Origin of the sequence: Aquipuribacter sp. SD81, from assembly GCF_037153975.1 — a bacterium.
Classification (GTDB): domain Bacteria; phylum Actinomycetota; class Actinomycetes; order Actinomycetales; family JBBAYJ01; genus Aquipuribacter.
In genome coordinates, this window is the sequence record NZ_JBBAYJ010000014.1 from 74,635 (window position 1) to 89,682 (window position 15,048).

The window sequence follows — 15,048 nt, forward strand, 5'->3', positions numbered from 1 at the left end:
ACATGAGCAGCAACCACGACCTCACCCCGGCCACGTCGAGCGCGCCCGCGCACGGCGACGCCAGCACGGACGTCGCACGCCGCGAGAGCGGGCCGCTGCCGGAGCGCTTCGAGAACCCCGGCCTGCCGCCGCACGTCGACCGGCTCGCCGACACCGACCCGAAGGCCGCGAAGCGCGCGGAGCGGCAGGTCGCGTTCCTCTTCCTGCTGTCGATCGTCGGCACGGTCCTCACGATCACCGCGTACTTCGCCATCCCGCTGCGGGACCAGAGCGAGGAGCAGATCCTCTTCTGGTCCAACCTGCTGCTCGGCCTCGGCATCGCCTTCGCCCTCGGCGGCATCGGCTTCGGCGCCGTGCACTGGGCGAAGACCCTCATGCCGGACCACGAGGTCGTCGAGGAGCGCCACTCCATCGACGGCACGCCGGAGGAGCAGGCCGACGCCGCGCAGATCCTCCGCGACGGCGTCGGCGAGTCCGGCATCGGGCGTCGCCCGCTCATCCGCAACACGCTCATCGGCGCCGCGGCCCTCGCGCCGCTGCCGGCCGTGCTCCTGCTCAAGGACACCGGCCCGAACCCCGAGGGCGTGCTCGCCGAGACGATCTGGACGGGCGGCACCCGCCTCGTCACCGACCCGACGGGTGACCCGATCCGGGCCACGGACCTCGTCGTCGGCCAGGTCGTGCACGTGCAGCCGGCCGGCATCGAGGAGGCGGACCACTTCCTCGACGAGAAGGCGAAGGCCGCCGTGCTCCTCATCCGCCTGGAGCCCGAGGAGGTCGCCCCCGAGGCGGTCGAGGGCTCCTACGGCGGCATCGTCGCCTACTCGAAGATCTGCACCCACATGGGCTGCCCGGTCGCGCTGTACGAGCAGCAGACCCACCACCTGCTGTGCCCGTGCCACCAGACCACGTTCGACGTGCTCCAGAACTGCAAGGTCATCTTCGGGCCAGGCAAGCGGCCCCTCCCCCAGCTGCCCATCTCCGTCGACGACGAGGGATACTTGGTGGCGACCGACGGTTTCGACGGCACCGTCGGGCCGAGCTACTGGGAGCTCGAGCGCGACCGCACACGGATCGAGGAGGAGGCCTGATGGCGACGACGAGCGTCCAGCGGGTCCAGTACCAGTCCCGGGCAGGTCAGGCCGCGGCCTGGGGCGACCAGCGCCTCGGCCTCGCGAAGGTCGTGCGCGGCGGCGCCCGGAAGATCTTCCCCGACCACTGGTCGTTCATGCTCGGCGAGATCACCCTGTACGGCTTCATCATCTGCCTGCTGACGGGTGTGTTCCTCACGTTCTTCTACGTCCCGTCGCAGGCGCTCATCGCCTACGAGGGCCCCTACGAGCCGCTGCAGGGCAAGCTCGTGTCCGAGGCGCTCGCCTCCACGATCAACCTCAGCTTCGAGGTCCGCGGCGGCCTGCTCATCCGCCAGATCCACCACTGGGCGGCGCACGTCTTCGTGGCGGGCACGGTCATCCACATGATCCGGGTCTTCTTCACCGGTGCGTTCCGCAAGCCGCGAGAGCTCAACTGGGTGATCGGCGCGATCCTCGCCCTGCTCGCCATCTTCATGGGCTTCACCGGCTACTCGCTGCCGGACGACCTGCTGTCCGGCACGGGCCTGCGCATCGCGGCCGCGATCGTGCTCGCGATCCCGCTCATCGGCACGTACGTGCACTTCTGGCTGTTCGCCGGCGAGTTCCCGGGCGAGGCGATCATCCCGCGCTTCTACACGATCCACGTGCTGCTGCTGCCGGCCATCGCTCTCGCGCTCATCGCCGCGCACCTGTTCCTCGTGGTGCTGCACAAGCACACGCAGTACCCCGGCCCGGGCAAGACCAACACGAACGTCGTCGGCTACCCGCTGCTGCCGGTGTACATCGCGAAGGCGGGCGGGTTCTTCTTCATCGTCTTCGGTGTCATCGCCCTCATCGCCGCCACCGTGCAGATCAACCCGGTGTGGACGATCGGCCCGTACGACCCGTCACCGGTGAGCGCGGGCTCACAGCCGGACTGGTACATGGGCTGGCTCGACGGTGCCGTCCGAGTCATGCCCGGCTGGCTCGAGGTGACGATCCTCGGCTACACGCTGTCCGGCAACATCCTGCTGCCGGCCGTCATCCTGCCGGGCATCCTCACGACGCTGCTCGTCGCGTACCCGTGGATCGAGCAGGTCGCGACGGGCGACAAGAGCGAGCACCACCTCGCCGACCGTCCCCGCAACGCCCCGACCCGCACCGGCCTCGGCATGATGGCGCTGACCTTCTACGCGCTGCTGTGGGCCAACGGCGGCAACGACATCATCGCCACGCAGCTCGGCCTCGCGATCAACGACATCACCCGCTTCGTCGGGGTCATGATGTTCGTCGCCCCGCCGATCGTCTTCGTCATCACGAAGCGGATCTGCCTCGGCCTGCAGCGCCGCGACCGCGAGCGGGTGCTGCACGGCGTGGAGACCGGCGAGGTGTACCGCCTCGACACCGGCGAGGTGCTCGAGCGGCACCGCCCGATGGACGAGTACGAGCGCTGGACCCTCGTGCAGCACCCGAACTACACGCCCATCGAGCCCGGCCCGGTCAAGGACGCCAACGGCGTGCGCCGCAAGGGCGCGTGGGCGGACGGCCTGCGCAAGCGGCTGTCGGGCTTCTACTTCGAGGACCGCGTCGAGCCCGTCACCCCGGCGGAGCTCTCGGCGGCGCACAGCCACGGCGAGCACGACGCCCTCGACACCGCCCCGCACGGGGCCGAGGGAGAGCAGCTCGAGGCGCGCTCGGAGAAGCAGATCGGCTCAGGCCAGGCCTGAGGTCCGACCCGGTCCCCGCCCGGGTCATCCGGAGGCCCGCACCCACCGGGTGCGGGCCTCCGTCATGTCCGCCCACCACGGTCCGGGTGCCCGCGTGGTCGGCGCCCCGGCCGCGCGTGACACGATCAGCTCATGGCGAGCCTGCTGACCGGGTCCCCGGGCGCCGAGAACTCCGTCCGCCGGGCCCGTGAGGCCGACCTCGCCGCCATCGGCGCGGTCCACGCCCGCTCGTGGGGTGGGCCCTACGCCCAGGTCCTCCCGCGCGAGGTGGTCGCCGCGCTCGACGCCGACCAGCTCGCCGACGCATGGCGCACCGCGGTCACCGAGCCCCCCTCCCCCGCCCACACGGTGCACGTCGCGCTGGGTGACGGGATCGTGGCGGGCTTCGCCGCAGCGGCCCCGGCGACGGACGGGACGGACCCGGCCGGCGGGGACGAGACCGACGGGAGCGGGGACGCCGACGGGACCGAGGAGGGCGACGGGACCGATGGCAGCGGCGGGGGCGTCGAGGTGGTCGCGCTCGAGGTCGACCCGCTGCACACCCGCCGCGGTCACGGCTCCCGCCTGCTCGCCGCGGTGGCGGACACCGCCCGCGCCGCAGGGGCGACGCACCTGCTGGCGTGGGTCCACGTCGACGACGCCGGCCGCGCGGAGTTCCTGCGCGGCGCGGGCTTCGCCGAGGACGGCGCGCGTCGCCGGCGCGCCCTCGACGACGCCGACCTCGACGAGCCCGCGGACGGCCTCGGCGACGGCGCCCGGTCGGTGTGGCCGGAGGTGCGCTTCGTCGCCTGGCTGGTCGAGGAGTGACGACCGGCACGGCCGCGCCGCAGCGCGGCAGGCTACGCGGGGCGACCCGTTTCACCGGCGTCGACGCCGCCCGCGGCCTCGCCCTGCTCGGGATGATGGGCACGCACCTGCTCGCCCGCACGAGCGCGGACGGGTCGACGACGCTCGCGTACGTGCTCGCCGACGGGCGCGCGTCGGCGACCTTCGCGCTGCTCGCCGGGGCCGGCCTCGCCCTGGCCGACGGCGGCGCCGGGCGACCGCGCGTCCCCTACGGCCACATGGTCGCGCGCAACGCCGTCCGCGCCGCGGCGGTGCTCGTGCTCGGGCTGACGCTCGCGACGCTGTCCCCGCCGGTGGCCGTCATCCTCCAGTACTACGCCGTCCTGTTCGTGCTCGTGGCGCCGCTCGTGCGGCTTCCCCCGCTCGTTCTCGGCGGCGCCGGTCTCGCGTGGTTCGCGCTCTCACCCTTCGCCTCGCACTGGCTCCGCGACACGTTCGCGCTGTTCGGACCCAACGCGCAGGTCGGGCTCGAGGTGCTGCTCCTCCGGCCGCAGCAGGCGGTCACCGACCTGCTCCTCACCGGCTACTACCCGGTCCTCACGTGGTTCGGGTACCTGCTGCTCGGAGCGGGAGTCGGGCGGCTCGCGCTCACGAAGGCGCCGGTCGCCGGTGCGCTGCTCACCGGGGGTGCGGCGCTCGGCGTCGCCTCGTGGCTGCTGTCCGCGTGGCTGCTGCGGCTGCCCTCGGCTCAGGACGCGCTCGCCGCCGGCGACGCCCTGACGGGTCGCGGCGTGCCGGGGCCGTGGTTCGGGACCACGCCCACCGGGTCGTGGTGGTGGCTGGCGATCCGCACCCCGCACAGCGGGGCGCCGCTGGACCTGCTCGGCACCGCGGGCGTCGCGCTCGCCGTGGTCGGCGGGTGCCTGCTGCTCGCCCGGACCCGTGGCGGGGCGGCGCTGCTGCTGCCACTCGCGGCCGCGGGGTCCATGACCCTCACCCTGTACAGCGGCCACGTCGTCGCGGTGTGGCTGGGGCTGCCCGCCGAGCAGGGGCTCGCGGTGTGGCTCAGCCACGCGGTCGTGGCGGTCGTGCTCGCGACGCTGTGGCGGCTCCGGTTCCGCCGCGGGCCGCTGGAGGAGGGGGTCGCGCAGGTCGTGGACGCCGTGGCCGGCCCCGTGCCGCCGCGGGAGGTCGCGGCGCCGGGCAGCCGCTGACCCCGCGGGCCAGGAGCGCGGCGGACTCGCGCGGGCAGGGCACCGGTCCCGACGACCCCGCGGTCGCGCGGACGCCCCGGGCGCGCCGGCGCGGTCAGCCGCGCCGGTCCTCCCGGTGCAGGCGCACGGCGTGCCGGGCGGCGGCTCGCGCCCGCTTCCGGTCCCCCGCCATGTCGTAGGCCAGCGCGAGGCGGAACCACGCCCGCCAGCTACCGGGCTCGGCCTCGGTCTCCGCGCGGTAGCGGGCGAACGCGGCGTCGGCGCCCGCCCGGTCCCGCCCGCCGGACGGCAGGCGCGGGACGTCCTCCGGCAGGGCGCCCTCGTCGTCGAGGGTTCTGCCGAGCCGTTGCGTCGCGAGGCCGAAGCGGACCTCGGCGACGGCGACGCCGACCCCGGCCACGACGAGCACGACCATGCCGAAGGCGAGCGCCCAGCCGGCCGGCCCGCCGTCGGACAGCACCGCCGCGGAGCGGTCGAGCAGCCCCCACAGGTAGAACCCGAGGACGACGAGCAGGACGGCGACGACGAGCTTCGTGCGGGTCACGGAGCGGTCCGGCGCCTCACAGGTCGAGCCAGTGCTCGAGCCCGACCGTCAGCCCGGGGTGGGAGGCGACCTCGCGGACCCCTAGCAGGACCCCCGGCATGAACGAGGACCGGTCGAGGCTGTCGTGGCGCAGGGTGAGCTGCTCCCCCGGTCCGCCCAGCAGCACCTCCTGGTGCGCGACGAGACCGCGCAGCCGGACCGCGTGCACGCGGACGCCGTCGACGTCGGCCCCGCGAGCACCCGGCAGGGACTGCGTGGTGGCGTCCGGCGAGGCACCGAGACCCGCCTCGGCGCGCGCGGCGGCGATGCCGCGCGCCGTGCGCACGGCGGTGCCGGAGGGGGCGTCGACCTTGTCGGGGTGGTGCAGCTCGACGACCTCGACGGACTCGAAGAACCGGGCGGCGCGGGCGGCGAAGTCGGCGACCAGCAGCGCGCCGACCGAGAAGTTGGGGGCGACGAGCACCCCGACCCCGTCGGCGTCGGCGAGCAGCCGCGTCACCTCCTGCAGGCGGTCGTCGTCCCACCCGGTCGTGCCGACGACGCAGTGCACGCCGGCGCGGACCGCGGTCGCGACGTTGCCGGGCGAGGCGTCCGGCACCGACAGGTCGACGAGTACGTCGGCCCCGTCCAGCGCGGCGGCGAGGTCGTCACCGCGCCCGACGGCCCCGTGCAGGGCGAGGTCGTCGGCGGCCTCCACGGCCTCGACCGCCGCGCGGCCCATCCGGCCGCGGGCGCCGGCGACGACGACCCGCACGGGCGCCCCCTCCGGAGAGGGGCTCACGCGGCCGCCCCGGCGGTCCCGAAGCCGCGCGACTCGTCGAACGGTCCGACGACGGCGAGGCTCCGGGGCCGGGCGGCGAGCTCGGCAGCGAGCTCCTGCACCTGCTCGGCGGTGACCGCGCGCAGCCGCGCGACCGCCTCGTCGAGGTCGGTGAAGGCGCCGTGGACGAGCTCGGCCTTGCCGAGGCGGGACATGCGCGAGCCGGAGTCCTCCAGCCCCAGCGTCATGCCCCCGGCGATCTGGCCGACCCCGCGCTCGAGCTCCCCCGGCGCGAGACCGTCCGCGGCGAGGCGCTCCCACTCCGCGGCCAGCAGGTCCACGACCGTGTCGACCTTGGCGGGGTTGCAGCCCGCGTACAGGCCGAGGTAGCCGCCGTCGGTGTAGCTGGAGGCGAAGGAGTACACGCTGTAGGCGAGGCCGCGCTTCTCGCGGACCTCCTGGAACAGCCGGCTGCTCATGCCGCCGCCGAGGACGGTCGTGAGCACGCTGAGCACATACCGGCGCTCGTCGGTCGCGGCGAGGCCGGTCGTGCCGAGCACGACCTGGGCCTGCTCGGTGTCGCGGCGGACGACGACGTCGGCTCCGGTCGCGGCCGCGCCCGCCCCGGTGGTGGCGTCGCCGAGGAGCGCGCGCCCGCGCCGCGGGGACCGACGCGCGTCACCGCCGTGCCAGCCGGCCCGGTCGAGCTCGGCGACGACCCGGCGCACGACCTCGTCGTGCTCCACGCCGCCCGCGGCGGTGACCACGAGCGTCGGCGGCTCGTAGTGCGCCCGGTAGTGGGCGAGCACGTCGTCACGGCCGACCGCGCGGATGGTGTCGGGCGTGCCGCCGATCGGCCGGCCGAGCGGGTGCGCGCCGAGGACGGCCTCGGCGAAGCGCTCGTGGACCACGTCGGTGGGGTCGTCCTCGGCCATCGCGAGCTCCTCGAGGATGACCTCACGCTCGGAGTCGAAGTCGTCGGCGTCGATGGTCGAGCTCGTCACCATGTCGGCGATGACGTCGACGGCCATGGCGCTGTCCTCGGCCATGACACGGGCGTAGTAGCACGTGTGCTCCTTGCCCGTGACGGCGTTCGCCTCGCCGCCGACCGCGTCGAAGGCCTCAGCGATGTCGAGCGGGCTGCGCCGGTCGGTGCCCTTGAAGAGCAGGTGCTCGAGGAAGTGGGTGCTGCCGAAGTGGCCGGAGGCCTCGTCGCGCGAGCCCACGCCGACCCACATGCCGACGGTGGCCGAGCGCAGGCCCGGCATCGACTCGGTGAGGACGCGGACCCCGGAGGGCAGCACGGTGCGGGAGACGGCGGTGTCGTCGATCGGGAGACCGACGGGGCTCATCTCAGGCGCTCGGCGCCTCGACGCCGGCGACGGACTCGATGGACTCCGACACGTCGACCGTGGCGGGCTCCTCGTCCTTGCTGACGACCGACAGCGAGAGCTTGCCGCGCTGGTCGATCTCGGTGATCTCGACCTGGATCTTCTGGCCGACGGACACGACGTCGTCGACGTTCTCGATCCGCTTGCCGCCGGCGAGGTCACGCATCTTCGAGATGTGGAGCAGGCCGTCCTTGCCGGGCATGAGGGCGATGAACGCACCGAACGTCGTCGTCTTCACGACGGTGCCCAGGTAGCGCTCACCGACCTCCGGCATGGTCGGGTTGGCGATCTGGTTGATCGCCTGGCGGGCGGCCTCGGCCGAGGGGCCGTCGACCGCGCCGATGAACACGGTGCCGTCGTCCTCGATGGAGATGTCGGCGCCCGTGTCGTCCTGGATCTGGTTGATGATCTTGCCCTTGGGCCCGATCACCTCGCCGATCTTGTCGACCGGCACCTTGACCGTGATGATCCGCGGCGCGAACGGGCTCATCTCGTCGGGCGTGTCGATGGCCTCGGCCATGACGTCGAGGATGTGCAGGCGGGCCTGCTTGGCCTGGGTGAGCGCACCGGCGAGGACGCTCGCGGGGATGCCGTCGAGCTTGGTGTCGAGCTGGATCGCGGTGACGAACTCCCGCGTGCCGGCGACCTTGAAGTCCATGTCGCCGAAGGCGTCCTCGGCGCCGAGGATGTCGGTGAGCGCCGCGTAGCGGGTCTCACCGTCGACCGTGTCGGACACCAGGCCCATCGCGATGCCCGCGACGGGCGCCTTGAGCGGCACGCCGGCGTTGAGCATCGACAGCGTGCTCGCGCACACCGAGCCCATCGACGTCGAGCCGTTGGAGCCGAGCGCCTCCGAGACCTGCCGGATCGCGTAGGGGAAGTCCTCGCGGCTCGGCAGGACGGGCACGAGCGCCCGCTCGGCGAGGGCGCCGTGGCCGATCTCGCGGCGCTTGGGGCTGCCGACGCGGCCGGTCTCGCCGGTGGAGAACGGCGGGAAGTTGTAGTGGTGCATGTAGCGCTTCTTGGTCTCCGGCCCGAGCGAGTCGATCTGCTGCTCGAGCTTGAGCATGTTGAGCGTGGTGACGCCGAGGATCTGCGTCTCACCGCGCTCGAAGAGCGCGGAGCCGTGCACGCGCGGCAGGACCTCGACCTCGGCCGACAGCTGGCGGATGTCCGCCAGGCCGCGGCCGTCGATGCGGGCGCCGTCGGTGAGGATGCGCTGGCGCACCTGCTGCTTGGTGAGCGAGCGGACGGCGGCGGACAGCTCGCCCTCGCGCTCGGGGAACTGCTCGCCGAGCTCGGCGAGGACGCGGTCCTTGACCTCGCTCAGGCGCGACTCGCGCTCGAGCTTGTCGACGATCGTGAGCGCCTGGGCGACGTCGTCCTTCGCGGTCCGCTCGACCGCCTCGTAGGCGTCGGGCTGGTAGGCCGGGAACAACGGGTACTCGCGGGTCTCCTTCGCGGCGGCGTCGGCGACCTTCTGCTGGGCCTCGACGAGCGCCTTGATGAAGGGCTTCGCGGCCTCGAGGCCCTCGGCGACGACCTCCTCGGTCGGCGCCTGGGCGCCCAGGGCGACCTTGTCGAACGCGGTGTCGGTGGCCTCGGCCTCGACCATCATGATCGCGACGTCACCGCCGTCGACCACGCGGCCGGCGACGACCATCGAGAAGACGGCCTCGGCGACCTGGCTGTGACGCGGGAACGCGACCCACTGCCCGTCGACCAGCGCGATGCGCACGCCGCCGATGGGGCCGGAGAACGGCAGGCCCGCGAGCTGCGTGCTCATGGACGCGGCGTTGATGGCGACGACGTCGTAGGCGTCGTCGGGGTTGAGGCTGAGGACGTCGACGACGACCTGGATCTCGTTGCGCAGGCCGTCGACGAACGACGGGCGCAGCGGGCGGTCGATGAGGCGGCACGTGAGGATCGCCTCGGTGCTCGGGCGGCCCTCGCGGCGGAAGAACGAGCCGGGGATGCGGCCCGCGGCGTACATGCGCTCCTCGACGTCCACCGTCAGCGGGAAGAAGTCGAAGTGGCTCTTGGGGTTCTTGCTGGCGGTCGTCGCGCTCAGCAGCATCGTCTCGTCGTCGAGGTAGGCGACGGCGGAGCCGGCGGCCTGGCGGGCGAGGCGCCCGGTCTCGAAGCGGACGGTGCGGGTGCCGAAGCGGCCGTTGTCGATGACGGCGTCGGCGGTGGTGATGTCGGCCATGCGGTGGCTCTCCGTTCTGCCCCCACGTCAGGGGCTCCCCGTTCCTCGGGGGTTGCGTCGGCGCAGGACGCGGTTCGGCGGGCACCGGTGGTGCCCGCGTGCGCGGGACGGGGCCGGCCTTCGATCGAGGCCCTCGGGCGCCGCGGCTCGGCCGCTGTCCCGGGGGCCACCACCGAGGACCGGTCACGCCCGTCGTGGCCGCGCCTGCGTGGTGCTGGTTCTGGTGCTGTGGTGCTGGTGCTGTGGAGCTGTCTGTGGAGTTGTGGTGGTGCTGCGCGAAGGGCGGCTCCCCCTGCGGGGAACCGCCCTACGAGCGTGTCAGCGGCGCAGACCGAGGCGCTCGATGAGCGAGCGGTAGCGGCTGATGTCCGTGCGCTGCAGGTACTGCAGCATGCGACGGCGCTGGCCGACCAGGAGCAGCAGCCCCCGGCGGGTGTGGTGGTCGTGGGCGTGCACCTTGAGGTGCTCGGTGAGGTCGCTGATGCGGCGGGTCAGCATCGCGACCTGGACCTCCGGCGAACCGGTGTCGGTCGGCGACGAGCCGTACTCGGCGATGATCTGCTGCTTGGTGGCAGAGTCGAGGGGCACTGGATCTCCTGAGGTCGTTGCGCGGCGCGCCGGGGGCTTGTCCACCCGGGCATACGTCATCCGCGGCCGGTTCACGGCGGTGCTCACAGTAGCAACGCGGGCACACCCGGCCCTAATCCGTCCTGGTGGGAGGGGTGCCGGGACCCGTGGCCCGGCGCCGGCTACGGGCACCCCGCGCTCCGGCGACTCCCGTCATGATCCATGTCGCGCGTCGCTCCCGACGCCGCACAGCGGCGACCCCCGTCATGATCCATGCCGCGTCTCGCGCCCACGCCGCGCTCCGGCGACTCCCGTCATGATCCTTGCCGCGTCTCGTGCCCGACGCCGCGCTCCGGCGACTGAAGTCATGATCCATGCCGGTCCTGCCGCGCGCGCCGCCTCGTCGCCTGCCGAGCCTCCTGCGGCGGTCAGGCCGCCCCGTCGGTCTCGAGCGAGAGCTCGCGGAGGTCTGCGGCGACCCCGTCCGGCGCGCGGCCGACCAGGCGGTCGGAGGTGAGGACGGGCCACCGGGCGGTGCGCACCAGCCGGGCACCCGTGCCGGCGAGGCCGTCGACGAGGGCGACGTCCTCGCCGGAGGACAGCGGCGGGTACCCGCCCGCGGCGAGGTAGGCGCTGGCGCGGACACCGAGGTTGGCCCCGTGCACGTGGGCGTGCCCCTCCCGGTGCTCCTGCTGCGCACCCCAGAGACCCGAGAGCCCGCCGCCGGGCAGCACGACCGTGCCGACCCACGCGTCGGCGCCCCGCTCGGCGGCCGCGACCTGCGCGAGGAGCCACTGCGGCGGTACCGCGGAGTCGGCGTCGGTGCCCGCGAGCCACGTCTCGTGGTCCTCGACGCCCGCCGTCCTGGCCGCCTCGAGCGCGTCGGCGGCCCCGGCCGCGCGCGCGGCACCCACCCCGCGGGGCCGGGTGGTGAGGACCACGGGCCGGTCCGCGCCCTCGGGCCACGGGGCGCGGGCCACCACCCCGGCGCTGTCGTCGAGGCACCCGTCGAGCACGACGACGACCCGGGCACGGACGTCGGGCCGCTCGACGGTGAGGAGCCGGACCGCGTCGCCGAGCGCGCGGAGGCAGCGGCCGAGCAGCCGCTCCTCGTCGCGCGCCGGCACGACGACGCCGACGACGCGCACCCGAGCGTCCCGCCCGCTCACGAGAGCCAGCCCTCGGCCCGGGCCACCGACGGTTCCCCCGCGGTCCACACGTCGAGCAGGAGGTCGGGCTCCTCGTGGTGCGCGACCTGCCGGAGCCCGGTCGCGCCGAGCCCGGCGTGCACCGCCTCGGCGTCGAGCGGGTAGTCCGGCGCGGGGTGCCGCCAGTGGCAGGCGAGCAGGACCCCGTCGGACGCGAGCGCATCGGTGCTGCGCCCGGCCAGCTCCGCGAGGTCGTCGGCGCCGAGGTAGTAGCCGACCTCGGACACGACGACGAGGTCGAAGCGGCCACCGGGCCACTGCCCGGGCAGCCGGCGCTGCTCGACCGCGACGTGCGGCGCGACGCCGGCCACGCGGGCGCGGGTGAGCCCGACGGCGGTGGCGTCGACGTCGCACGCGAGCACCCGGTCGCAGCGGGCCGCCAGCCGCTCGGTGAGGTGACCGGCCGCGCAGCCGACCTCCAGCGCGTGCCCGAACCGCTCGCGGGGCAGGGCGGCGAGCACGAGGTCGCGCTTGCGCCGCTCGTACCAGCGGTCGGCGATCCGCCACGGGTCGTCGTCGTCGCGCCACAGCCGGGCGAAGTACTCCGGCGGCAGCGTCACGACGGCACCGCCGGCGTGACGAGGACGAGCTCGACGTCGCGCGCGAAGCGGGCCAGCACCTCCGGCGGGAGCACGGCGCGGTCCGCGGCGGCGGGCCCGAGGGGGCGGACCTGTGTGACGAACTGCGCGACCGCCGCGGCCTTGACGGTCCGGGTCGCCTCGTCGAGGGCGACGAGGTGGGCGTGCGACCACCGGGGGGCGAGCACGTCGGCCGTCCCCCAGTGCCACGCCCAGATCGGCACCTCCCACAGCGGCACGCCGTGACGGGCGGCGGCTCGCGCCGCCGCCCGTCCGCAGACCTCGTGGTCGGGGTGGCCGTCCTCGCGCCAGGGGGCGAGGACGAGGTCGACGCCGCCGTCCTGCAGCGCGCGGTCGGCGGCCGCCGCGACGTCCGCCTCGCGCCCGAGCAGGCCGGAGTCGGGCAGGGCGAGCCACGTGGTGGTGCCGTCGAGCCCGAGCACGTCGCGGGCCTGCACGGACTCCTCGCGGCGCCGCCGCGCCAGCTCGGCGCCGGACACGACCGTGCTGCCGGGGTGGGAGGCCTCCCCGTCGGTGGCCCACACCACGTCGACCCGCCAGCCGCGTCGGGCCAGGCCGTGCAGCAGGCCTCCCGCCCCCAGCACCTCGTCGTCCGGGTGGGCGACGAGGACGAGGACGCGCGGCGCCCGTCCGGGCGGGGTCGCGGGCGGCACGGCCGTGGGTGCGGCGAGCCCGGCCAGCCACGGCCGCCAGTGGGTCTCCGGCGTGCCGGCGCCGGCGATGACCTGGCTCACGCCTCGTCCCGGGCGTCGAGCACCAGCCCGCCGAGCACCGCGAGGTCGCGGTCGCCGTGGGACTGGCGCACGTACACGGTGAGGTCGGCGACGGCCCGCGCGTGCTCGGCGTCCGTCGCGAGCGGGCCGGGACCGCACGTGCGGGCGGTCTCCAGCAGCGTGACCTCGACCGCGGTCTCCACCGCCGCGCGGGCGCGGGCGGCCGCGAGGCGCGCCGCACCGGTGCCGACCTCTACGCCGTCACCGTCCTCGCGCCCGTCCTCGCGCCCGGCTGCGTGCCCGGGCCCGGGTCCGCTCGCGCGGTCGGCGAGGTCGGCGACGACGAGCAGCGTCGCCCACGCGGCGTGCTGGGCGGCGTCGACCCGGGCGAGCGAGGCGAGGGCGAGGTCGCTGCGGTGCCGCGCGGCGACGCGGTGCAGCGTGCGGGCCACCCGCCGCGCACCGCCGAGCCACACGGCGGCCACGCCGGCCGCCCCCCACCAGAAGCCGGTCCGGTCGAGGTACGCGCCGGGGGCGCCGACGGGCTCGGCGGCGACGGTGTCGAGGTGGAGGTCGCGCGTGTCGGAGCCGGCCATGCCGGGTCCCGCCCACGCCGACGGCCTGACGGTGACGCCCGGGTGACGGGGGTCGAGCGCGAGGAGGCGGTAGCCGTCGTGGGCGTGGGCGGTCACGAGCGCGCGGTCGCAGGTGGTCGCGCCGCTGCACCACGGCTTCGGGCCGCTCACCGACCAGCGCCCGCTCGCCGGGTCATGCTCGGCGCGCAGCGACGCCCCCGGCGGGTCCGCGGCCCACACGCCCCACAGGTGACGGTCCGCGCCGTCGAGCAGCCCCCCACCCGGCACCCGGCCGTCGACGGGGGGGTCGGCGAGGTCGGTGAGGATGTGGAGCGCGTCGGTGTGGGCCTCGGCGAGACGCGCGACGACGAGGTCGTCCTCGCCCAGCTCCCGCAGCCGGGCGAGGCGCAGGGCGGTGCGGCCCCGGCCGGGCAGAGGCAGGTCGAGCCGCCCCGTGTCGAGCAGGTCCCGGACCCGCGCCCCGGTCGTCACCGTCACGTCGTCCACCCGACCCCCTCACTGCACCGGGACGGCCCCCGACCGGCGGCCGACGGGGGCTCCGCGGCGGCGGAGCAGTCCCCCGTCACTGTGCCCCGGGGGACGCGCCCCCGCGAGCCGGCGGCAGCGCCGTTGTCAGCGGCCGGCGGGGTTCGCGCCGGTGGCCGGACGCGCCGCGAGCAGCTCGCGGGTGCGGTCGACGTCGAGCGCCATCTGGTCGGTGAGCGCGGTCACGGACTCGAAGCGGACCGTCGGTCGCAGCCGCTCGACGAGCTCGACGCGGACGGCCCGGCCGTACAGGTCGAAGCCGTCGGGGCCGCGGTCGAGCACGTACGCCTCCACGCGCCGCTGCGTACCGTCGAACTGCGGGTTCGTGCCGATGGAGACGGCGGTCGGCAGCCGCTCGCCGGGAGCGTCGTCGCTGTCGGGCTCGACGGTCAGCCAGCCGGCGTACACGCCGTCGGCGGGGACGAGCCCCTCGGTGGCGCCCGGCTCGGGCGACAGGTTCGCCGTCGGGTAGCCGAGCTCGCGGCCGCGGTGGTCGCCGTGGACGACGACGCCGTCGAGGCGGTGGAGGCGACCGAGCACGTCGGCGGCCTCGCGCACCCCGCCCTCGGCGAGGCACGTGCGCACCCAGCTCGACGACCAGCGCCGCCCGGCGGGGCCGGCGACGTCCTCCAGGGCGACGACGTCGAAGCCGTGGCGCTGCCCGAGCTCCCGCAGCGTGGCGAGGTCGCCCGCGTTGCGGTGCCCGAAGCGGACGTCGACGCCGATGACGACGCACACCGCGCCGAGGCCCTCGACGAGCGTCTCGCGGACCCACTGCTCGGGCGACTGCGCGGCCAGCTGCAGGTCGAAGCGCTGCACGAGCAGGCCGTCCAGGCCGGTCGTGCCGAGCAGCTCGACGCGCTGGGTCGGTCCGGTGACCAGCGGCGGGGCGACGTCGGGGCGCAGCACGTGCAGCGGGTGCGGCTCGAACGTGACGGCACGGGCCTCGGCGCCCCTCGTCTCCGCCTCGGCGCGCACCCGGTCGAGGACGGCGCGGTGACCGCGGTGGACGCCGTCGAAGTTGCCGACCGTCACGACGGCCCGGGCGGGACCGTCGCCACGCAGCTCCTCCAGCGACCGCCACACGCGCACCGCCACAGCGTGCCAGGTCGGCGGGTGCCCCTCGCGCGCGGCAC

At 75.1% G+C, this 15,048-nt stretch carries 14 protein-coding genes; 4 read left to right on the forward strand and 10 right to left on the reverse strand.

Features of this window, described 5'->3' with window-relative positions:
- Positions 1-2: 2 nt before the first annotated feature.
- From qcrA to WAA21_RS10270, 4 genes are all read left to right on the forward strand, one after another.
- Positions 3-1,091, forward strand: a complete 1,089-nt coding sequence (qcrA, locus tag WAA21_RS10255) for a cytochrome bc1 complex Rieske iron-sulfur subunit (protein ID WP_336922697.1) — start codon at positions 3-5, stop codon at positions 1,089-1,091.
- A complete protein-coding gene (qcrB, locus tag WAA21_RS10260) occupies positions 1,091-2,800 on the forward strand; it encodes a cytochrome bc1 complex cytochrome b subunit (RefSeq protein WP_336922698.1) in 1,710 nt (569 codons plus the stop codon). The genes qcrA and qcrB overlap by 1 nt, the downstream gene beginning before the upstream one ends.
- A gap of 132 nt (positions 2,801-2,932) precedes the next feature.
- Positions 2,933-3,607: a GNAT family N-acetyltransferase gene (locus WAA21_RS10265; RefSeq protein WP_336922699.1), complete on the forward strand. Its 675-nt coding sequence runs from the start codon at positions 2,933-2,935 to the stop codon at positions 3,605-3,607.
- The gene (locus WAA21_RS10270; RefSeq protein ID WP_336922700.1) at positions 3,604-4,800 is read left to right on the forward strand and encodes a heparan-alpha-glucosaminide N-acetyltransferase domain-containing protein; all 1,197 of its coding nucleotides are present in this window, start codon (positions 3,604-3,606) and stop codon (positions 4,798-4,800) included. Before WAA21_RS10265 ends, WAA21_RS10270 begins: the two co-directional genes overlap by 4 nt.
- A 94-nt stretch (positions 4,801-4,894) precedes the next feature.
- Here the strand turns inward: WAA21_RS10270 and WAA21_RS10275 are convergent, their stop codons facing one another.
- The 10 genes from WAA21_RS10275 to WAA21_RS10320 all read right to left on the reverse strand — a co-directional run bounded on the left by WAA21_RS10275 (position 4,895) and on the right by WAA21_RS10320 (position 15,004).
- A complete protein-coding gene (locus WAA21_RS10275; RefSeq protein ID WP_336922701.1) occupies positions 4,895-5,344 on the reverse strand; it encodes a hypothetical protein in 450 nt (149 codons plus the stop codon).
- A 16-nt stretch (positions 5,345-5,360) separates the two neighbouring features.
- Positions 5,361-6,125: a 4-hydroxy-tetrahydrodipicolinate reductase gene (gene dapB, locus WAA21_RS10280; RefSeq protein WP_336922702.1), complete on the reverse strand. Its 765-nt coding sequence runs from the start codon at positions 6,123-6,125 to the stop codon at positions 5,361-5,363.
- Positions 6,122-7,456, reverse strand: coding sequence for a M16 family metallopeptidase (locus WAA21_RS10285; RefSeq protein ID WP_336922703.1), 1,335 nt, complete (start codon positions 7,454-7,456; stop codon positions 6,122-6,124). The genes dapB and WAA21_RS10285 overlap by 4 nt, the downstream gene beginning before the upstream one ends.
- A gap of 1 nt (position 7,457) precedes the next feature.
- Positions 7,458-9,704: a polyribonucleotide nucleotidyltransferase gene (locus WAA21_RS10290; protein WP_336922704.1), complete on the reverse strand. Its 2,247-nt coding sequence runs from the start codon at positions 9,702-9,704 to the stop codon at positions 7,458-7,460.
- 318 nt (positions 9,705-10,022) lie between these two features.
- The gene (gene rpsO, locus WAA21_RS10295; RefSeq protein ID WP_336922705.1) at positions 10,023-10,292 is read right to left on the reverse strand and encodes a 30S ribosomal protein S15; all 270 of its coding nucleotides are present in this window, start codon (positions 10,290-10,292) and stop codon (positions 10,023-10,025) included.
- A gap of 407 nt (positions 10,293-10,699) precedes the next feature.
- Positions 10,700-11,440, reverse strand: a complete 741-nt coding sequence (locus WAA21_RS10300; RefSeq protein WP_336922706.1) for a glycosyltransferase — start codon at positions 11,438-11,440, stop codon at positions 10,700-10,702.
- The gene (locus WAA21_RS10305; RefSeq protein ID WP_336922707.1) at positions 11,437-12,039 is read right to left on the reverse strand and encodes a class I SAM-dependent DNA methyltransferase; all 603 of its coding nucleotides are present in this window, start codon (positions 12,037-12,039) and stop codon (positions 11,437-11,439) included. The genes WAA21_RS10300 and WAA21_RS10305 overlap by 4 nt, the downstream gene beginning before the upstream one ends.
- Positions 12,036-12,812, reverse strand: a complete 777-nt coding sequence (locus WAA21_RS10310; protein WP_336922708.1) for a PIG-L deacetylase family protein — start codon at positions 12,810-12,812, stop codon at positions 12,036-12,038. The genes WAA21_RS10305 and WAA21_RS10310 overlap by 4 nt, the downstream gene beginning before the upstream one ends.
- Positions 12,809-13,873 carry an acyl-CoA dehydrogenase gene (locus WAA21_RS10315; RefSeq protein WP_336922709.1) on the reverse strand — a complete coding sequence of 355 codons (1,065 nt, stop codon included), beginning with the start codon at positions 13,871-13,873 and terminating at the stop codon, positions 12,809-12,811. Before WAA21_RS10315 ends, WAA21_RS10310 begins: the two co-directional genes overlap by 4 nt.
- A 126-nt stretch (positions 13,874-13,999) precedes the next feature.
- Positions 14,000-15,004, reverse strand: coding sequence for a bifunctional riboflavin kinase/FAD synthetase (locus tag WAA21_RS10320; protein ID WP_336922710.1), 1,005 nt, complete (start codon positions 15,002-15,004; stop codon positions 14,000-14,002).
- Positions 15,005-15,048: the final 44 nt, after the last annotated feature.

Bases quoted from the DNA above. Each gene is read 5' to 3' on its own strand.
- WAA21_RS10290 (WP_336922704.1), bottom strand. From the start codon at position 9,704: ATGGCCGACATCACCACCGCCGACGCCGTCATCGACAACGGCCGCTTC.
- WAA21_RS10285 (WP_336922703.1), bottom strand. From the start codon at position 7,456: ATGAGCCCCGTCGGTCTCCCGATCGACGACACCGCCGTCTCCCGCACC.
- qcrA (WP_336922697.1), top strand. From the start codon at position 3: ATGAGCAGCAACCACGACCTCACCCCGGCCACGTCGAGCGCGCCCGCG.
- WAA21_RS10265 (WP_336922699.1), top strand. From the start codon at position 2,933: ATGGCGAGCCTGCTGACCGGGTCCCCGGGCGCCGAGAACTCCGTCCGC.
- qcrB (WP_336922698.1), top strand. From the start codon at position 1,091: ATGGCGACGACGAGCGTCCAGCGGGTCCAGTACCAGTCCCGGGCAGGT.